The following is a 15,542-nucleotide window of genomic DNA, read 5'->3' on the forward strand; positions in this document are numbered from 1 at the left end:
CCATGACGCGAGTATACGTCCACGACGTTGCGGTCCGTGATGGATTCCAGATCGAGCCGGCATTCGTGCCGACCGACGTCAAGATCGCGCTGATTGACGAATTAAGCGCTACCGGTCTGGCGAAAATCGAAGCGACGGCCTTTGTCTCGCCCAAGGCCGTGCCGAACCTGCGCGACGCCGAAGCCGTCATGCGCGGCATCCGGCGCGTGCCGAGCGTGATTTACTCCGCGCTCGTCCCGAACGCCAAGGGCGCGGAGCGCGCGGTCGCCTGCGAAGTCGATGAGATCAACCTGATGGTGTCCGCCAGCGAGACGCACAACCGCGCCAACGTCAACCGCACGACCGAACAGAGCCTGTCCGGTTTCCGTGATGTAATGAGCATCGTCCACGGCACCGGGGTGGCGATGAACGGCAGTATCAGCACCACTTTCGGCTGTCCGTTTGAGGGCAGCATACCGGAGACTCGGGTGTTCCATTGCGTCGAACGTTACCTGAAGCTCGGCATGGATGGAATCACCTTGGCCGACACCACCGGCATGGCGCATCCAAAACAGGTGCGGGAACTCACGCGTGCCGTGTTAGCGCGGTTTCCCACAGCCGAGATCACGCTGCATTTCCACAATACGCGCGGCATGGGACTGGCGAACGTGCTCGCCGGCCTGGAAGCCGGGGTTGTGCGTTACGACGGTTCCCTGGGCGGGCTGGGCGGCTGCCCGTTCGCACCGGGCGCGACGGGCAATATCTGCACCGAAGACCTGGTGCACATGCTTGAAGCGATGGGATTTCACACCGGCGTGGAATTGGATAAGTTGCTGGTCGCGGCACGCCGTTTGCCGGACATTGTCGGGCACGACCTGCCAGGACAGATCGCCAAGGCCGGCAAGATCACCGATCTGCACGACGCCGGAGTTCCAAAAACACCTATTTCCTGATTCTTGCTTTTTTCACGGCGAATAATAACACGAAGCGGTCAATCGCGGTCCGGTCTTCGAGTCATCCACAGCGAATGGCGTCACGGTGAATCATTGTCGATCAGCACTACTGCTTGGGCGGCGATGCCCTCTTCCCGCCCGACGAAACCAAGCTTTTCAGTCGTGGTCGCCTTGATGTTCACGTCGGACTCCGCGAGTCCGAGATCGGCGGCGATATTTTGTTTCATCCGCGGAAGATAAGTTGACAAGCGCGGGGTCTGTGCGATCACGGTGCTGTCGATGTTAACCACTTTCCATCCATGCCGAGTCAACGCCTCCTTGACCTTATGAAGAAGTTTCCTGCTGTCGATATTCTTGTATTGGGGATCGGAGTCGGGAAAATGCCGGCCGATGTCACCGAGCCCGGCGGCGCCGAGGCAGGCGTCGCACACGGCGTGAATCAGAACATCGGCGTCGGAATGACCCTGCAATCCCTTGTTGTGCGGGATTTTCACCCCGCCCAGAATGAGATCGCGTCCGGAAACCAGTGGATGCACGTCGTAACCATGTCCGACGCGCATCAGGCGTTTCCTTGTTGGTGCTTCAAAATCAATTCAGCCAAGTAGAGGTCCTCGGCCACCGTGATTTTGATATTGTCGCCGTGACACGCGACCACGCGCGGATGTCCGCCCGCGGCTTCGATCGCCGAGGCTTCGTCGGTGATTTTATCGCCATGTTTCAATCCCGCTTCCAGCGCATTTCGCAATTTACCGATGCGGAACATCTGCGGCGTGGCCGCACGCCACAACCCCGCGCGCTCAACCGTTGCAATGATGCGCCCTTCCATATCGGCACGCTTGACGGTATCGGAAACCGGGAGGGCCAGTAATCCGCCTTCCTCGTCCGCTCCCACCGCCACGATCAGTTTATCCAGATCCGCATGACGCACGCACGGGCGCACGGCATCGTGTACCATGACCCATTCATCGGGTTTCGCGTGCTTGGCCAATTCCTTGAGGCCATTGAGCACGGTGTGAGCACGGGTTTCACCGCCGGTGTATTTGCCGAGATATTTCGGCAGGCGTACCAGAATCGGAATAAATGCCTGCCAGTGATGGTCGTGCTCCGAAACGCCGACGAGCACGCCGCGGATACGCGGATGCGCACACAGACGTTCGAGGGTGTGCAGGAGCACGGGGCGGCCCAGAATCGGATGATACTGCTTCGGGGTGGACGCCAGCATCCGCAGGCCCTGTCCGCCCGCCGGGATCAGAGCCCAGATTCCGTTCGCGACGGTCACGGGAGGTTACGCCTTGAGACGATCAGGCGCGCTCTTCGATAAAACTGAGGATGCGGTTCCTGGCGGCATCGGGCGCGATTCCCTGCACCGCGGCGACTTCGCGCGCGAGATAGCTGTTCGCCGTTTCAAGCAGCATGGACTCTTCGAAAGATAGGCCGGATTGTTTTTTCCAGCGCGTCAAATCGCGCACTACTTCACCCAGTTCGAGACAGGAGCCGGAGTTGATTCGGCGTTCAATGTCCTTGCAGCGCTCGGCCCAATTGCCGCCGGTGACGCGCCGTTTGCTTTTAGCGGAAAGTATCTTGAACAATTCCTTGAGTTTTTTGCCATCCAGCAACGGGCGGATACCGCTGCGCTCGAGATTGGAACGGGGAACTTTCACCGTCATCTGCGTGTCCTGAATGCGGATGACGAAACAGGATTCAACTTGACCGAAATGATAAATATCTTCTACTGCCAGAATTACGCCGACACCGGCGGAAGGATAAAAAACCGTATCGCCTACCTTGTAGCGCGGATGTTTCGCCATTCAGCACCCTCCAGGGGTCGAGTCAATGTCGCGGTTGATATGTTACGGGACAGTATTGTTCAATTGGATTAAATTATGCACGTAACCTGCTCCCCTGACAATATTTTTTGGACTTTTTCCCGGGGCGACTCACCCTGGAGCTTGGGGTAGAATACCAACCCTTGGCGAAGCACCGGCGACAAACACTATTCCCGAATAATCGATTGGATTCACCACTTAAGCTAGAACTGCCGGCCCGTCCCGGGGACCGGATCGCCTGGGGCGGACTGGCCGGCAGCGCCCGCGGGCTGGCCATCGCCTTGGCCGCCCAAACGCACGGCGGTCCGCTGCTGGCGATTACCTCCACCAGCCACTCCGCCCAGCGGTTGGCGGATGAGATCGGCTTTTACGCCCCCGATCTTCCCCTCCTGCCGTTGCCTGACTGGGAATGTCTGCCCTACGACATGTTCTCGCCCCACCAGGACATCATTTCGCAGCGGCTGGAAACGTTCTATCGACTGCCAGACCTGACCCGCGGGGTGGTGCTGGCCTCCGTATCCACGCTCATGCATCGACTGCCGCCGCGCGACTACATCGCCGGGCACAGCTTCCTGATGAACGTCGGGGATCGGATTGAAATACAAACACTGCGGGCGCAATTGACGCGCGCCAATTACCACAGCGTGTCCCAAGTCATGCAGCCCGGAGAATTCGCCGTCCGCGGGGGCATCGTCGATCTTTATCCGGCTGGCAGCCAGCAACCGTTTCGACTTGATTTGTTCGGCGACCGAATCGAATCCATCCGGGAATTCGATCCGGCGACCCAGCGGTCCGGAAAGTCCATCAATGCCATCCGGCTGTTTCCGGCGCGTGAATTTCCCATGACTGAGGAGGCAATTCAGCGATTCCGTCAGGCTTTCCGCGCCCGCTTCGAAGGCGATCCGCAAAAAGTCCCGCTGTACCGGAATATCAGCCAAGGCATCAGTCCGCCGGGGGCCGAGTATTACCTCCCGCTGTTTTTTTCACAGCTGGCGGTGATTTTCGACTATCTCCCGGGTTCCGCTTTATGTGTGACCGAGGCAAACCTGTCCGAATCGGCAAGTCAATTTCAAACCGAGGTTGCACAGCGGTACAGCGAAATGCGCCATGACCTGGAGCGGCCGGTGCTGGAACCGTCAGCAATAACCATCGGCGCGCGGGCGTTCATGGAAGGATTACAGGCATGGCCTCGGGTGGAACTGATTGAATACAGCCCGGATGCCGCCGCATTTTCAGCGCCTGGCGAAACAGTAATTAACTGCGACGCCAGACCACCGGCAAGCTTGCCGGTGGATCCCAAATCCGATGCGCCTTACCGGGCCATGTTCGATTACCTGCGCGCCTATCCGGGACGCGTGTTGTTTGTCGCCGAATCCGCCGGCCGGCGCGAGACGCTGCGCGGTTTATTCGAGGAAAACCGTTTGCCGCCAGTGGACGTGGCTGGGTGGCAGGCCTTTCTCGCGAACAATGTAAAGCTGGGGCTGACGGTGGCCGACCTCGAAAAAGGACTGCTGCTGAAGGAGCGTGAGATCGCCGTCATCACCGAGGCGCAGCTTTACGGCGAACGCGCGGCCCAGCGACGCCGGCGCCAACGCATGGAACGCGAACCGGAAGCGATTATTCGCCACCTCGCGGAATTAAATATCGGCGATCCGGTGGTGCACGAAGACCATGGCGTGGGGCGGTATCTGGGACTGCAAACGCTCGATATCGGCGACGGAGCGGCGGAATTTCTCGCGCTTGAGTACGCGGACGGAGACAAACTATATATCCCGGTGCTGTCACTGCATTTGATCAGCCGCTACACCGGCACCGACCCGGAACACGCGCCGCTGCACAAGCTCGGTGGCGAAGCATGGGAAAAAGCCAAACGCCGCGCGCTGGAAAAGGCGCACGATGCCGCCGCGGAATTGCTTGAAATTCAGGCGCTGCGTGCGGCGCGTGCCGGCCACGCTTTTCCACCGCCCGAAGAACACTATCAATCCTTCGCCGGCGCGTTTCCTTTCGAGGAAACACCGGATCAGGAACGCGCCATTCGCGAAGTCTTGCAAGACATGCAATCCCTCAAACCCATGGACCGGCTGGTTTGCGGCGATGTGGGATTCGGCAAGACGGAGGTGGCGATGCGCGCCGCTTTGCTCGCGGTGATGGGCAAATCACAGGTCGCCGTGCTGGTACCAACCACGTTGCTCGCGCAACAGCATTTTCAGAACTTCCAGGATCGCTTCGCCGGGCTGCCGATTCGCATCGAAATGCTGTCGCGGTTTCGCAGCCAGGCCGATCAGCGTCAGGTGATCGCGGCGCTTGCGGACGGATCGGTGGATATCGTCATCGGTACCCACCGGCTGCTGCAGAGCGACATGCGTTTCAAGCGTCTTGGGCTTGTCATCATCGACGAAGAACATCGCTTCGGCGTGCGTCAGAAGGAACGCCTGAAACAACTGCGCAGCGAAGCGGATATCCTGACGCTGACCGCCACCCCCATCCCGCGCACGCTGAATCTTTCGCTGGCCGGTCTGCGGGACATTTCCCTGATCACGACCGCACCGGAAGGTCGCTTGTCGGTTAAAACGTTCATCAGCGAATGGAGCCGATCGGTTATTCGCGAGGCTTGCTTGCGCGAAATCCGCCGTGGCGGGCAGGTTTATTTCCTGCACAACGAAGTGCGAACGATCGAAAGGATCGCGCGCGACTTGCGGGAACTCGTGCCCGAAGCCGACATCCGCATTGCTCATGGACAAATGCCAGAGCGGAAACTGGAACGCATCATGCTCGATTTTTACCACCAGCGTTTCAGCGTGCTGGTGTGCTCGACCATCATCGAATCCGGGATTGACGTGCCGACCGCCAATACCATCATCATTGAACGTGCGGACAAGTTCGGGTTGGCGCAGCTGCACCAATTGCGCGGACGCGTTGGACGATCGCATCATCGTGCCTACGCTTACTTACTGATACCGGACCGGCGCGCACTGGCGGATGAGGCGGCAAAACGCCTGGAAGCCATTGAATCGCTTGAGGAACTGGGGGCGGGGTTTACGCTCGCCTCACATGACCTGGAAATCCGCGGGGCTGGCGAACTGCTGGGTGAGACGCAAAGCGGAATGATCGATGAGGTGGGATTTACGCTGTATGCGGAATTGCTGAACCGGGCGGTTCAGTCGTTGCAGGCGGGACGGTTGCCGGAGACGGATACCGCGCTGCACAGCGGAGCGGAAATCAATCTGCATGTACCGGCGCTGTTACCCGAAAACTACTTGCCGGACGTGCACATGCGGCTGATTCTCTACAAACGCATTGCGTCCGTTAAAAAAATCGAAGCGTTGCAGGAACTGAAAGAAGAAGTGATCGACCGTTTCGGGGTTCTGCCTGCCGCCGGGCAGCTTTTGTTCCGGGCCACTGAACTGAAAATCCTCACTACGCCTCTGGGCATCAAGAAAATCGATGCCGGCCCGCGCGGGGTGAGAATTGAATTTACCGAGGAACCCGATATCGATCCCGGATTGATATTGCGGCTGATCAGAACCGCGCCGAACACTTACCGGTTCGACGGCCCGAATCGCCTGCGTATCACGCGCGACACGCCGGACGTAGAATCACGCGTCCAGGCCATATATCAGTTTCTCGAAGCACTGACGCCCGAGGCAAAATCGGCAACCCTCAGATAACGGGATATGAACATTGCTACAGATCGGGAAACAGCGCGTCTTCAAACCCCAGCATGCGGATGTCTCGCAATCGCATGGGGTACAGAATACCATCAAGGTGATCGCACTCATGCTGCACGACGCGCGCATGGAATCCGGAAACCGTGCGGTCGATGGGTTGACCGCGCTGATCAAAGCCGGTATAGCGGAGTGTTAGATGACGGCTCACGAGACCGCGCAGTCCCGGCACGCTGAGACACCCTTCCCATCCGTCTTCCATTTCATCACCTATCGGCATCAGTTTCGGATTGACCAACACCGTGGATGGCACCGGCTCGACGTTGGGATAACGGGGATTGGCTTCGACACTGAAGACGACCACGCGTTCCGAGACGCCGATTTGCGGGGCCGCCAGACCGGCGCCGTTCAATTCGGCCATGGTGTCGAACATGTCCGCGATCAGCGCATCCAATTCCGGCGTATTGAACTTCTGTACCGGCTCGGCCTTTTTGTACAAGAGCGGATCCCCCATCTTGAGCACGCGTCTGACGGTCATCTTGCCATCTCGATATTAGATAAAGAATAAGCGATACTATAAAGAATCCAAACCGAGGAAAACAACGTGCGGCGCCTATTCCTTATTATCTTTCCGCTCCTGATGCCAGGAGTCTTGCCGCACGCGGCCACACAGGCCCTCAATCTGTATGAAGTCGAGGTGATTGTTTTTTCAAATCAGCTTCCGGACATGGAAGGCGATGAGCTGTGGCGAATTGAGCAAACCAGGCTGGAGAATGGGGATATTGCCGAGGCTGTCGTTCTTGGCGAGAAGCCCCCCGCGGAATCCTTGCTTTCTCCTGCGGCCTTGGCGCTTGAACAGTCAGGCCGGCATCGCGTCCTGGCGCGCCTGCGCTGGCAGCAGAATGCCGAGGTCAAGTCATCGTCGAAACCGGTGAAAATCGACAATCCGGCGGAGGGTCTCGATGGCGCACTGCGGTTTTATTCTAGCCGCTATCTCTTGATGGAAATCAACCTGATCCTCCGCGAACCAGCGAGAACAGGATTATTTGGGGTAGCGGGAGGCGATACGCGGATTTATCGCCTCAATGAGTTCCGGCGCATCAAATTACTGGAAACCCATTATTTCGACCATCCAAAATTCGGCGTGCTGGTTCGCGTCGCGCCGGTAAAAGAAAATTAACCCGGATTCCCCGGAGCAAGTAGCACCGATATTTTCGTTTCGGGTAATACTCGACCTCGTTGAAGCGTGTTGCGCGCTTTCAGCCCTGGACAATTAAAGGGATGGCCTGCTCCAACAGGGCGCGAACCTTGGACATGCCCGATTCCAGATTTTTTTCAATTTCCCTGATACTGATCGCAGCTTCGGCTTTTCCGGCCGCAGGGTTCACCACGACCGCAATCGAGACGTAACAAAGTTCGAGTTCGCGCGCGAGTCCGGCCTCGGGCATGCCGGTCATGCCGACGATATCCGCTCCGTCCTGCTCCATGCGCCGAATCTCCGACGCGCTTTCAAACCGTGGTCCCTGGGTCGCGCCGTAGGTTCCGTGTCCGATGGTGCTGAGCCGGGCGCGGCGGGCGGCATCGATCAGCGTTTGACGCAGTTCCTCGCAATAGGGATCCGTAAAATCGACATGAGTCACCTGTTTTTGCTCGCTGTCGAAAAATGTATGGGCGCGCCCATAAGTGTAATCGATAATCTGATCCGGTATCACCAGCGTCCCTGGCAACAAATAATCGGGTGAGATGCCGCCGACAGCATTAATGGCGATGACGCGGCTGACACCCGTGTGTTTGATGGCCCAGATGTTGGCGCGGTAATTGACTTCATGCGGCGGGATGGTGTGGCCGGGTCCGTGTCGCGGGAGAAATACCGCTTCGCGCCCGCTCAATACTCCGTAAACCAGCGGTGCCGACGGCTCGCCGTAAGGAGTGCGAATGACTTCACGCCGCGAGATTCGCAGATTTTTGAGATTGGTCAGGCCGCTGCCGCCAATGATCGCCACGGCTGTCATTCGGGTTTTCCCTCCGCATAGATGCCGGCGATATTCCGCAGGTAACCCTTATAATCCATGCCGCAACCGAAAACATACCGGTCGGGTACTTCGAGGCCGGCGAATTCAATTTTGACTTCATGTTTTCGAGGACGGTCTTTCACGACCAGGACCGCCTTGTAAACTTCGCGCGCCCCTTCGCCCCGGTAGCGCGTCTCGATACCGGCAAGGGTGGCGCCTTCATCCAGAATATCGTCAATCAGCAACACCACCCGATCACGCGGGTTGTGGTGCGGTCCAGAGATCCACTGGAGCTGGCCGCCGTGCAATCGGTTTTTGTATCGGGTGGCGTGGACATAATCAATTTGAAGCGGGAAATGGAGCTGGGGAAGAATCTTCCCGAAAGGCACTACTCCGCCCGTCATGACGCATACCACCAGCGGATCATCGCCGTCGATGGCCTGAGTGATTTGCGCGGCCATCCTGGCCAGAGCCGTTTCCACCGCTTCTGGAGTATGCAGGCAGTCTGCCTGATGCAATATCTCCCATGCCTGCTGCGCACTGATGGTAGTCAATGTCGATCCGTGAATCTGGTTTGGGACGGAGACGGTTTTGTGTCAATTATAATAAGCCGATGTCGTTGCACACCCGAATTATATATATCTTTGTACGCACGACACCATTTCACTGCGCACGTATGGTATCCGAACGCGCCATCGTTACCGGCCGCGATACCGTGAAAAAGATGCTCAGAGTTTCAAACCTTTCAGGTAAATCAGAAACTGGTCTTTCAGTTCCGGATGAGCCAGCGCGTATTCCACGGTTGCTTGCAGATAGCCGAACTTGTTGCCGCAATCATAACGCTTGCCAGAGAATTCGTAAGCCAGGACTTGTTCATGTGACAGCAAGGCGGCAATACCGTCTGTCAGCTGGATCTCTCCCCCTGCTCCGGGCTGGACGCTTTCCAGCAAACCGAAAATACGCGGAGTAAGGATGTAACGACCGACCACGGCCAGAGTAGAAGGAGCCTTTTCCGGGGCCGGTTTTTCGACGATGCTTTCCACTTTGTACAACCGATCCCCCGCAGGTATGCCCTTCACAATTCCGTAACTACGCGTTGCCTCTCTGGGAATCGTTTGCACGCCAATTACGGAACTCTGATGCCTGATATACAGATCCACCATCTGCTTCAGCGCGCCGGGTGCGGCACTGATCAGATCGTCCGCCAGGATAACCGCGAAGGGATCGTTGCCCACCACCTGCTTGGCGCACAACACGGCGTGTCCCAGCCCCAATGCCTCGGCCTGCCGGATATAAACGCAGGAGGCGGAATTCGGCAAAACATTTTGCACCATGCCCAAAAGATCCTTTTTCCCGTCAGCCTCGAGCTGCACTTCGAGTTCGTAAGCTTTGTCGAAATGGTCTTCGATCGACCGCTTGTTCCGTCCGGTTACAAAAATCAATTCATCTATTCCGGCCGCAATCGCCTCTTCCGCGGCATATTGAATGAGCGGTTTATCGACAATCGGGAGCATCTCCTTGGGATTAGCCTTGGTCGCAGGCAAAAAACGCGTACCCAGCCCCGCCACGGGAAAGACTGCTTTTGTAACTTGATTCATTTTCCTGTTCTGATTTGTCGCGGGAATTTTATAATGAATCTGATTATAGGTTAATTTTGTCAGGTGTTGCGCGGCCTATGCCGCTGTATTCAAATCCGGCCTGGCGCAGGAGTGCCGGGTCGTACTGGTTCCGTCCATCGAATACCACCGCTTGCTTCATGATTTTCCTGATCCGGTCGAAATCAGGATGTCGGAACGGCTTCCATTCCGTTACCAGGACCATGGCATCTGCGCCTTCGAGCGCTTGATACTGTTCATCCATCAGCTTTAACTGATTGCTGTCAAACCAGGCGCGGGGAAACTCGCGTCTGGCGGTTTGCATGGCCACCGGGTCGTATGCCTTGATCGAAGCGCCGGCGCCTATCAACGCATTCAGTAATACGACGGAAGAAGCCTCGCGCAAATCGTCCGTACCGGGCTTGAAAGCCAGGCCCCAGACACCGAAGCACAACCCTTTCAGGTTGGGACCGAAACGATGCCGGATTTTTTCGAACAATACCTGTTTTTGCGCATTGTTCCGGGCTTCCACCGCGCCGAGCACTTTAGGTTCATAGTCATGATCCTTGGCCATGCGAATCAGGGCTTTCACGTCCTTTGGAAAGCATGAGCCCCCATAGCCGGCGCCCGGATAGATAAACGAATAACCAATACGTGAATCGGATCCGATTCCATTGCGAACATTCTCGACGTCCACGCCCAAGCGTTCGCAAAGATTGGCGATCTCATTCATGAACGAGATCTTGGTGGCGAGCATGGCATTGCCGGCATACTTGGCCATCTCGGCGTCCCGCACCCCCATGAAGAGCAGGCGTTCGTGAGTACGCATGAATGGCAGATAGAGATCGCGCATCACCTTGCGAACCTGTTCGCTGTCCGTGCCGATGATGACCCGGTCCGGGCGCATGAAATCCTCCACGGCCGCGCCTTCCTTGAGGAATTCAGGATTACTGACGACATCGAACGAAACTTTAGCGCCACGTTTGGCCAATTCATCGTCAATGGCAGCCTTGACCTTGTCAGCCGTTCCGACCGGAACGGTGGACTTGTCCACCACGATGGTATGTTGCGTAATATGGCGGCCGATCTCTCTGGCAACTCCGAGGACATATTGCAGGTCCGCCGAACCGTCTTCTTCAGGCGGCGTGCCGACGGCAATGAAATACATATTGGATTTTGCCGCCGGATCGGTTAACGACGTGCAGAACCTCAGCCGACCGTTTTTGTGGTTGTTCGCCACCATCGGCTCGAGCCCGGGCTCATAGATGGGTAGCACCCCCTTTTTAAGTCCTGCAATCTTGTGTTGGTCTATGTCGACGCACGTGACGTTGTTGCCCATTTCCGCAAAACAGGCGCCCGTGACAAGGCCGACGTAGCCCGTACCGATAATCGTCAACTTCATATCGTTAATTTCCTGCTGGAAAAAAAAGAGAAATACGTTATTCGAACGCTTTCGAACAAGTCATTTGGTCTGTTTCCAGGGATAAATTACCGCGCCCTTTTCCTGTTCATTATTTGACTGAGCCAACCCGGTATGTTCAGGGACCAATTCAATCAGCATAGCACGTAGAACGTGGTTATCATTCTGGTTGCAAGCCCGCTGTATCGAGTCTAAAGCCGTTACCAACGCATCTCTATCCATCTGCCGGCAATGTGCCAGTAAAATCTTCGGGTGGCTGGTTTTTGTTTGTTCTTCCGCGCCGTGGAAAAGTTCTTCATACAGCTTTTCACCCGGTCTCAGGCCGGTATAAATGATTTCAATGTCTTCTCCCGGTACTTTGCCGGACAGGCGTATCAGCTGTTCGGCGAGATAGGAAATTTTTACTGGAATACCCATGTCCAGTATGTAAATTTCCCCACCCTGCCCGATCACGCCCGCTTGCAGAATCAGCTGGCATGCCTCGGGTATGGTCATGAAATAGCGCGTGATATCCGGATGGGTCACGGTCACCGGCCCTCCCTGGGCGATCTGCTGCTGGAAGAGCGGAATCACGCTGCCCGAAGAACCCAGGACGTTTCCGAATCGAACGGTGATGAATTTGGTTTTTGACCTGGCGTTCAAGCTCTGGCAATACATCTCGGCCAGCCGCTTGCTGGCCCCCATGATATTGGCTGGATTGACGGCCTTGTCGGTGGATACCAAGACAAAACTTTCACACGCATACTTGTCTGCCAGATCGGCGATGACTCGGGTTCCCAGGACATTATTGACAAGCGCCGCGCGTGCTTGATCCTCAAGTATCGGCACGTGCTTATAAGCCGCTGCATGGTAAATCACGGAAGGCGCGTATGTCCTCAGGATTTGCTCAACACGCACGGCATCGGTGACGTCTCCCAGGAGGCTGACAAGAGACAATGATGGAAATTCTCGACGCAGCTCCAAGTCTGCGCGGTACAGATTATATTCGCTCTGTTCGAGCACGATCAGGCTGGCCGGCTTCAACCTGGCAATCTGGCGGCACAGTTCCGCGCCGATGGAGCCGCCGCCACCCGTTACCAGGACTGCCTTGTCACGGTTCGCATCGGTGATGGCGTTCCAATCCAATTTGACGGGTTCGCGTCCCAGCAAGTCTTCGATACTGACATCGCGCAAATCCTTGAGGCTTGCGCGTCCGCTGACCAAATCCTCCAGCTGAGGAAGAATCCGAAACGTCAGACCCGTGGTTTCACAGATCTCGACGATACGCCGAATCTGACGCGAGGTTGCCGAGGGCAAAGCGATGATTATAAGATTGATTCCGAGTCTCTGCGCAATTTCGGGGATCAGCTCACAGCGGCCGACAACGGGGATTCCGTGAATCTCTTTGCCTAATTTGTCAGGATTGTCGTCCACAAATGCGACCGGCAGGAATGAACCCGTCGATTCACGCAGCAAATCACGCACCAGCATTTCACCGGCCTTTCCGGCGCCGACTATCAGTGCGTTTTTAACCTCACCATTATGTTGAAAGTTGCGATCATGAATCCTGCTATATATATGGCGATCCTTGAGCCAGCGGTAGGCAAATCTCGGGCCACCCAGCAACAGCACCAAAATAATGCCATCCAGGATAAATACCGAACGGGGAACGTCCTGCAGGCGCGTCAGGATAAAGCTTGCGGTGGCGGCAACCAATACACCCGCAGTTACTGCCTTGATGATACGCACCAGATCGGGAATTGAAGCGAACCGCCAGATCCCGCGATAGAGACCGAAATACCAGAGCATTCCGCCTTGCGCTGCCCAGATGACGGGAAGCATTGTCAGCGCCTGATAGAAAAATTCTGTCGGAATCACGTCGAGATTAAAACGCATCCAATAGGCGCAGAACCAGGCGACGGGAATCATCAGCAGATCGTGCGTGAAGGCTGCGAGCCGGGATCTGAAGAGCCAAACGAATTTTTTCATTCTTTAATGTGATCCGTTCTGGAGCTTTGCCTGTGATTTTGTCTCATTATAGTTAAATAACCTTATTAAATCCCCGCCTTTTCATCGCTCGTGGCCCTTCCCGATACCCAGTAAAAGAATGCAAGATAAAATAGAATCCAACCTATCAGTATTGATATCTGTACTTCAGCTGCGGCATATCTGCCCCAAAGAGCGGATAATCCACAACCTAGCATGATGGCGTATTCGAGCAGCAGCGTCCGACGGTGTCCCCAGCCGGATTGAACAAGCAGCTGGTAGAAATGGGTTTTGTGTGCTTGCCAAACCTTCTCATTCCGCAGCAGTCGACGCGAGAGTGTTACGGTAGCGTCCATGATAAAAGGTGAAAAAACGAGTATTCCTATCCAAAACGGGAAAACGCCGTCCCTGGAACCCCATAGCGATAGTGTCGCCGCCAGAAGTCCCAATGTGGACGAGCCGACATCACCCATGAAAATACGCGCGGGCGGAAAATTATAAGCCAGAAAACCCGCAGTAGCAGCGGCCGTAATAAGACTGACACTCAAGAAAATCTCATGCCCCGTGATCCATCCCATCATGGCAAAGAACCCGAAACCAATTACCGACATTCCCCCGGCAAGTCCATCCATCCCGTCCATAAAGTTATAAAGGTTGATCATCCAAGTAACAAATAATACTAAAATGACAGCGCCGACGACGATGGGCCAATTCCACTCAAACCCCGGGAATTCCACTGTTGTCAGGATAAAACCGCTATAAAGAACCACAGCGGCAGCGGCTACATGGACTACAAGCCGGAAAATGGGGAAGATGGAATAACGATCATCTATAAAAGAGATTCCAGCCACAAGCAAAATACTGATTCCGATTCCGGCAAGGTCCTGATTGACATTAAGCGCAGAGAGAATCGAACCACTTGCCCCGATGGCAATGAGGATGGCCAAACCGCCGCCCCGTGGCACGGGTCGATCATGCAGCGATCGTTCATTGGGATGATCAAGTATATATGCTGAAGAGTTTGGATCACAGAATCGACGTGTAAGGATTACGGAAATTACCAGAGCACCGAGAGTGAGAATGACTATCGCAAGCGCACCCATTAGATTCTTATCAGGCTTGCAGTTATATCAGGCAGAGAAGATTCAAGAGAGTGCGCCGGGTGGAAGTTCAATTCCCGACAAATTTTTTCTGAGCTATACCATGACGATCCGATAATTCTTTTCAAGGCTTCAGAATTGAACGCGATACGGCGCCCTCTCAGTCTGCCGATTGTATCCCCGACAAATCCTGCGATCCGCAACAATGGGAGCGGGATAACTACAGGTGAAACAGGCCGTTGTACGGTGGAACAAATCCATTCATAAATTTGTCTAGTTGAATAAGCTTGTCCATCAGTCACGATATATACCTTTCCCGCACCAACCGGATTACTGGCTGACAATACTGCTGCTTGAACTACATCACGTACATCCACCATGGAGCGCTTGTTGCCTGTATCCGGCAATGATGGAAAACGACCGCGAGCAACCGCCTGAATCATTCGCGGCAGGTTTCCCTTACACCCGGGTCCGTATACCATGGGCAAGCGTAGGACTGTCGATGCCATTCCATGTCGATTGGCTTCAAGCACAAGTCGTTCTGCTTCGTATTTCGCCTTGCCGTATCCGGTGACAGGCCGACATTCCGCGGATTCATCAAGATATTCATCACTATTTTCACCCATGGCTTTGACACTGCTGAAAAATACAAATCGACTTACACCGGATTTAACCGACTGTTCAACTAACGCATGAGTTCCATCAACGGTTACCTGCCAATTATAGTTTTTGTTTTTTTCATCCAATTCCTCATACGCGCCGGAATCCCCTGCGAGATGGAAAACTATTTCAATACCCTGACATATTCCGACAAGTGATGTCGTGTCCGAGAGGTCGCCAACAATGGTATTGCAATCTTTACAAGCGTTTTCCGGCGGCTTGCGGCTAAATGTAGTCGCGATACAGCCTTGTTTAATCAAGGCACTCGTCAAATACCGGCCGATAAATCCTGTTGCACCAGTGACAAGAATATGCTTTTTATCAAATTCGCAAATCATTAATATTAAATAGTTGTGTTTTTAAACAG

The 15,542-nt window shown here is 55.3% G+C and carries 14 protein-coding genes; 3 read left to right on the plus strand and 11 right to left on the minus strand.

The window, feature by feature from the left end; translation table 11 throughout:
* Nucleotides 1–2 precede the first annotated feature (2 nt).
* Nucleotides 3–932: a hydroxymethylglutaryl-CoA lyase gene (locus WD823_RS11235; protein ID WP_368429586.1), complete on the plus strand. Its 930-nt coding sequence runs from the start codon at nucleotides 3–5 to the stop codon at nucleotides 930–932.
* A gap of 80 nt (nucleotides 933–1,012) precedes the next feature.
* Here the strand turns inward: WD823_RS11235 and ispF are convergent, their stop codons facing one another.
* Genes ispF through WD823_RS11250 form a run of 3 tightly spaced genes read right to left on the minus strand, consistent with a single transcriptional unit; the run spans nucleotide 1,013 to nucleotide 2,740 of the window.
* Nucleotides 1,013–1,492 carry a 2-C-methyl-D-erythritol 2,4-cyclodiphosphate synthase gene (gene ispF / locus WD823_RS11240; protein ID WP_368429587.1) on the minus strand — a complete coding sequence of 160 codons (480 nt, stop codon included), beginning with the start codon at nucleotides 1,490–1,492 and terminating at the stop codon, nucleotides 1,013–1,015.
* A complete protein-coding gene (gene ispD / locus WD823_RS11245; protein ID WP_368429588.1) occupies nucleotides 1,492–2,211 on the minus strand; it encodes a 2-C-methyl-D-erythritol 4-phosphate cytidylyltransferase in 720 nt (239 codons plus the stop codon). Before ispD ends, ispF begins: the two co-directional genes overlap by 1 nt.
* Before the next feature lie 22 nt (nucleotides 2,212–2,233).
* Nucleotides 2,234–2,740 (minus strand): CarD family transcriptional regulator, encoded by a 507-nt coding sequence (locus WD823_RS11250; protein ID WP_368429589.1) that lies wholly within the window; start codon nucleotides 2,738–2,740, stop codon nucleotides 2,234–2,236.
* 203 nt (nucleotides 2,741–2,943) lie between these two features.
* Between WD823_RS11250 and mfd the strand changes: the two genes are divergently transcribed.
* Nucleotides 2,944–6,426 carry a transcription-repair coupling factor gene (gene mfd, locus WD823_RS11255; protein ID WP_368429590.1) on the plus strand — a complete coding sequence of 1,161 codons (3,483 nt, stop codon included), beginning with the start codon at nucleotides 2,944–2,946 and terminating at the stop codon, nucleotides 6,424–6,426.
* Nucleotides 6,427–6,442: 16 nt separating this feature from the next.
* Here the strand turns inward: mfd and def are convergent, their stop codons facing one another.
* Nucleotides 6,443–6,961, minus strand: a complete 519-nt coding sequence (gene def, locus WD823_RS11260; protein WP_368429591.1) for a peptide deformylase — start codon at nucleotides 6,959–6,961, stop codon at nucleotides 6,443–6,445.
* Between the two features lie 66 nt (nucleotides 6,962–7,027).
* Between def and WD823_RS11265 the strand changes: the two genes are divergently transcribed.
* Complete coding sequence (locus WD823_RS11265) at nucleotides 7,028–7,603, plus strand: CsiV family protein (RefSeq protein WP_368429592.1); 576 nt, start codon at nucleotides 7,028–7,030, stop codon at nucleotides 7,601–7,603.
* 79 nt (nucleotides 7,604–7,682) lie between these two features.
* Here WD823_RS11265 and WD823_RS11270 read toward each other — a convergent pair whose 3' ends face one another.
* The 7 genes from WD823_RS11270 to WD823_RS11300 form a co-directional block, all read right to left on the minus strand.
* A complete protein-coding gene (locus WD823_RS11270) occupies nucleotides 7,683–8,435 on the minus strand; it encodes an S-methyl-5'-thioinosine phosphorylase (RefSeq protein ID WP_368429593.1) in 753 nt (250 codons plus the stop codon).
* On the minus strand, nucleotides 8,432–8,989 hold the full coding sequence (locus WD823_RS11275; protein WP_368429594.1) for a hypoxanthine-guanine phosphoribosyltransferase: 558 nt from the start codon (nucleotides 8,987–8,989) through the stop codon (nucleotides 8,432–8,434). Before WD823_RS11275 ends, WD823_RS11270 begins: the two co-directional genes overlap by 4 nt.
* 174 nt (nucleotides 8,990–9,163) lie before the next feature.
* Entirely contained in the window at nucleotides 9,164–10,033 is an 870-nt protein-coding gene (gene galU / locus WD823_RS11280; RefSeq protein WP_368429595.1) for a UTP--glucose-1-phosphate uridylyltransferase GalU, read from the minus strand.
* Nucleotides 10,034–10,076: 43 nt separating this feature from the next.
* Nucleotides 10,077–11,432: a UDP-glucose/GDP-mannose dehydrogenase family protein gene (locus WD823_RS11285; RefSeq protein WP_368429596.1), complete on the minus strand. Its 1,356-nt coding sequence runs from the start codon at nucleotides 11,430–11,432 to the stop codon at nucleotides 10,077–10,079.
* Nucleotides 11,433–11,492: 60 nt separating this feature from the next.
* The gene (locus WD823_RS11290; RefSeq protein ID WP_368429597.1) at nucleotides 11,493–13,418 is read right to left on the minus strand and encodes a polysaccharide biosynthesis protein; all 1,926 of its coding nucleotides are present in this window, start codon (nucleotides 13,416–13,418) and stop codon (nucleotides 11,493–11,495) included.
* A 65-nt stretch (nucleotides 13,419–13,483) separates the two neighbouring features.
* Nucleotides 13,484–14,518: a glycosyltransferase family 4 protein gene (locus WD823_RS11295; RefSeq protein ID WP_368429598.1), complete on the minus strand. Its 1,035-nt coding sequence runs from the start codon at nucleotides 14,516–14,518 to the stop codon at nucleotides 13,484–13,486.
* A complete protein-coding gene (locus WD823_RS11300; RefSeq protein WP_368429599.1) occupies nucleotides 14,518–15,513 on the minus strand; it encodes an NAD-dependent epimerase/dehydratase family protein in 996 nt (331 codons plus the stop codon). The genes WD823_RS11295 and WD823_RS11300 overlap by 1 nt, the downstream gene beginning before the upstream one ends.
* Nucleotides 15,514–15,542: the final 29 nt, after the last annotated feature.

This window comes from Sulfuricaulis sp., assembly GCF_040901545.1.
Lineage (GTDB): Bacteria > Pseudomonadota > Gammaproteobacteria > Acidiferrobacterales > Sulfurifustaceae > Sulfuricaulis.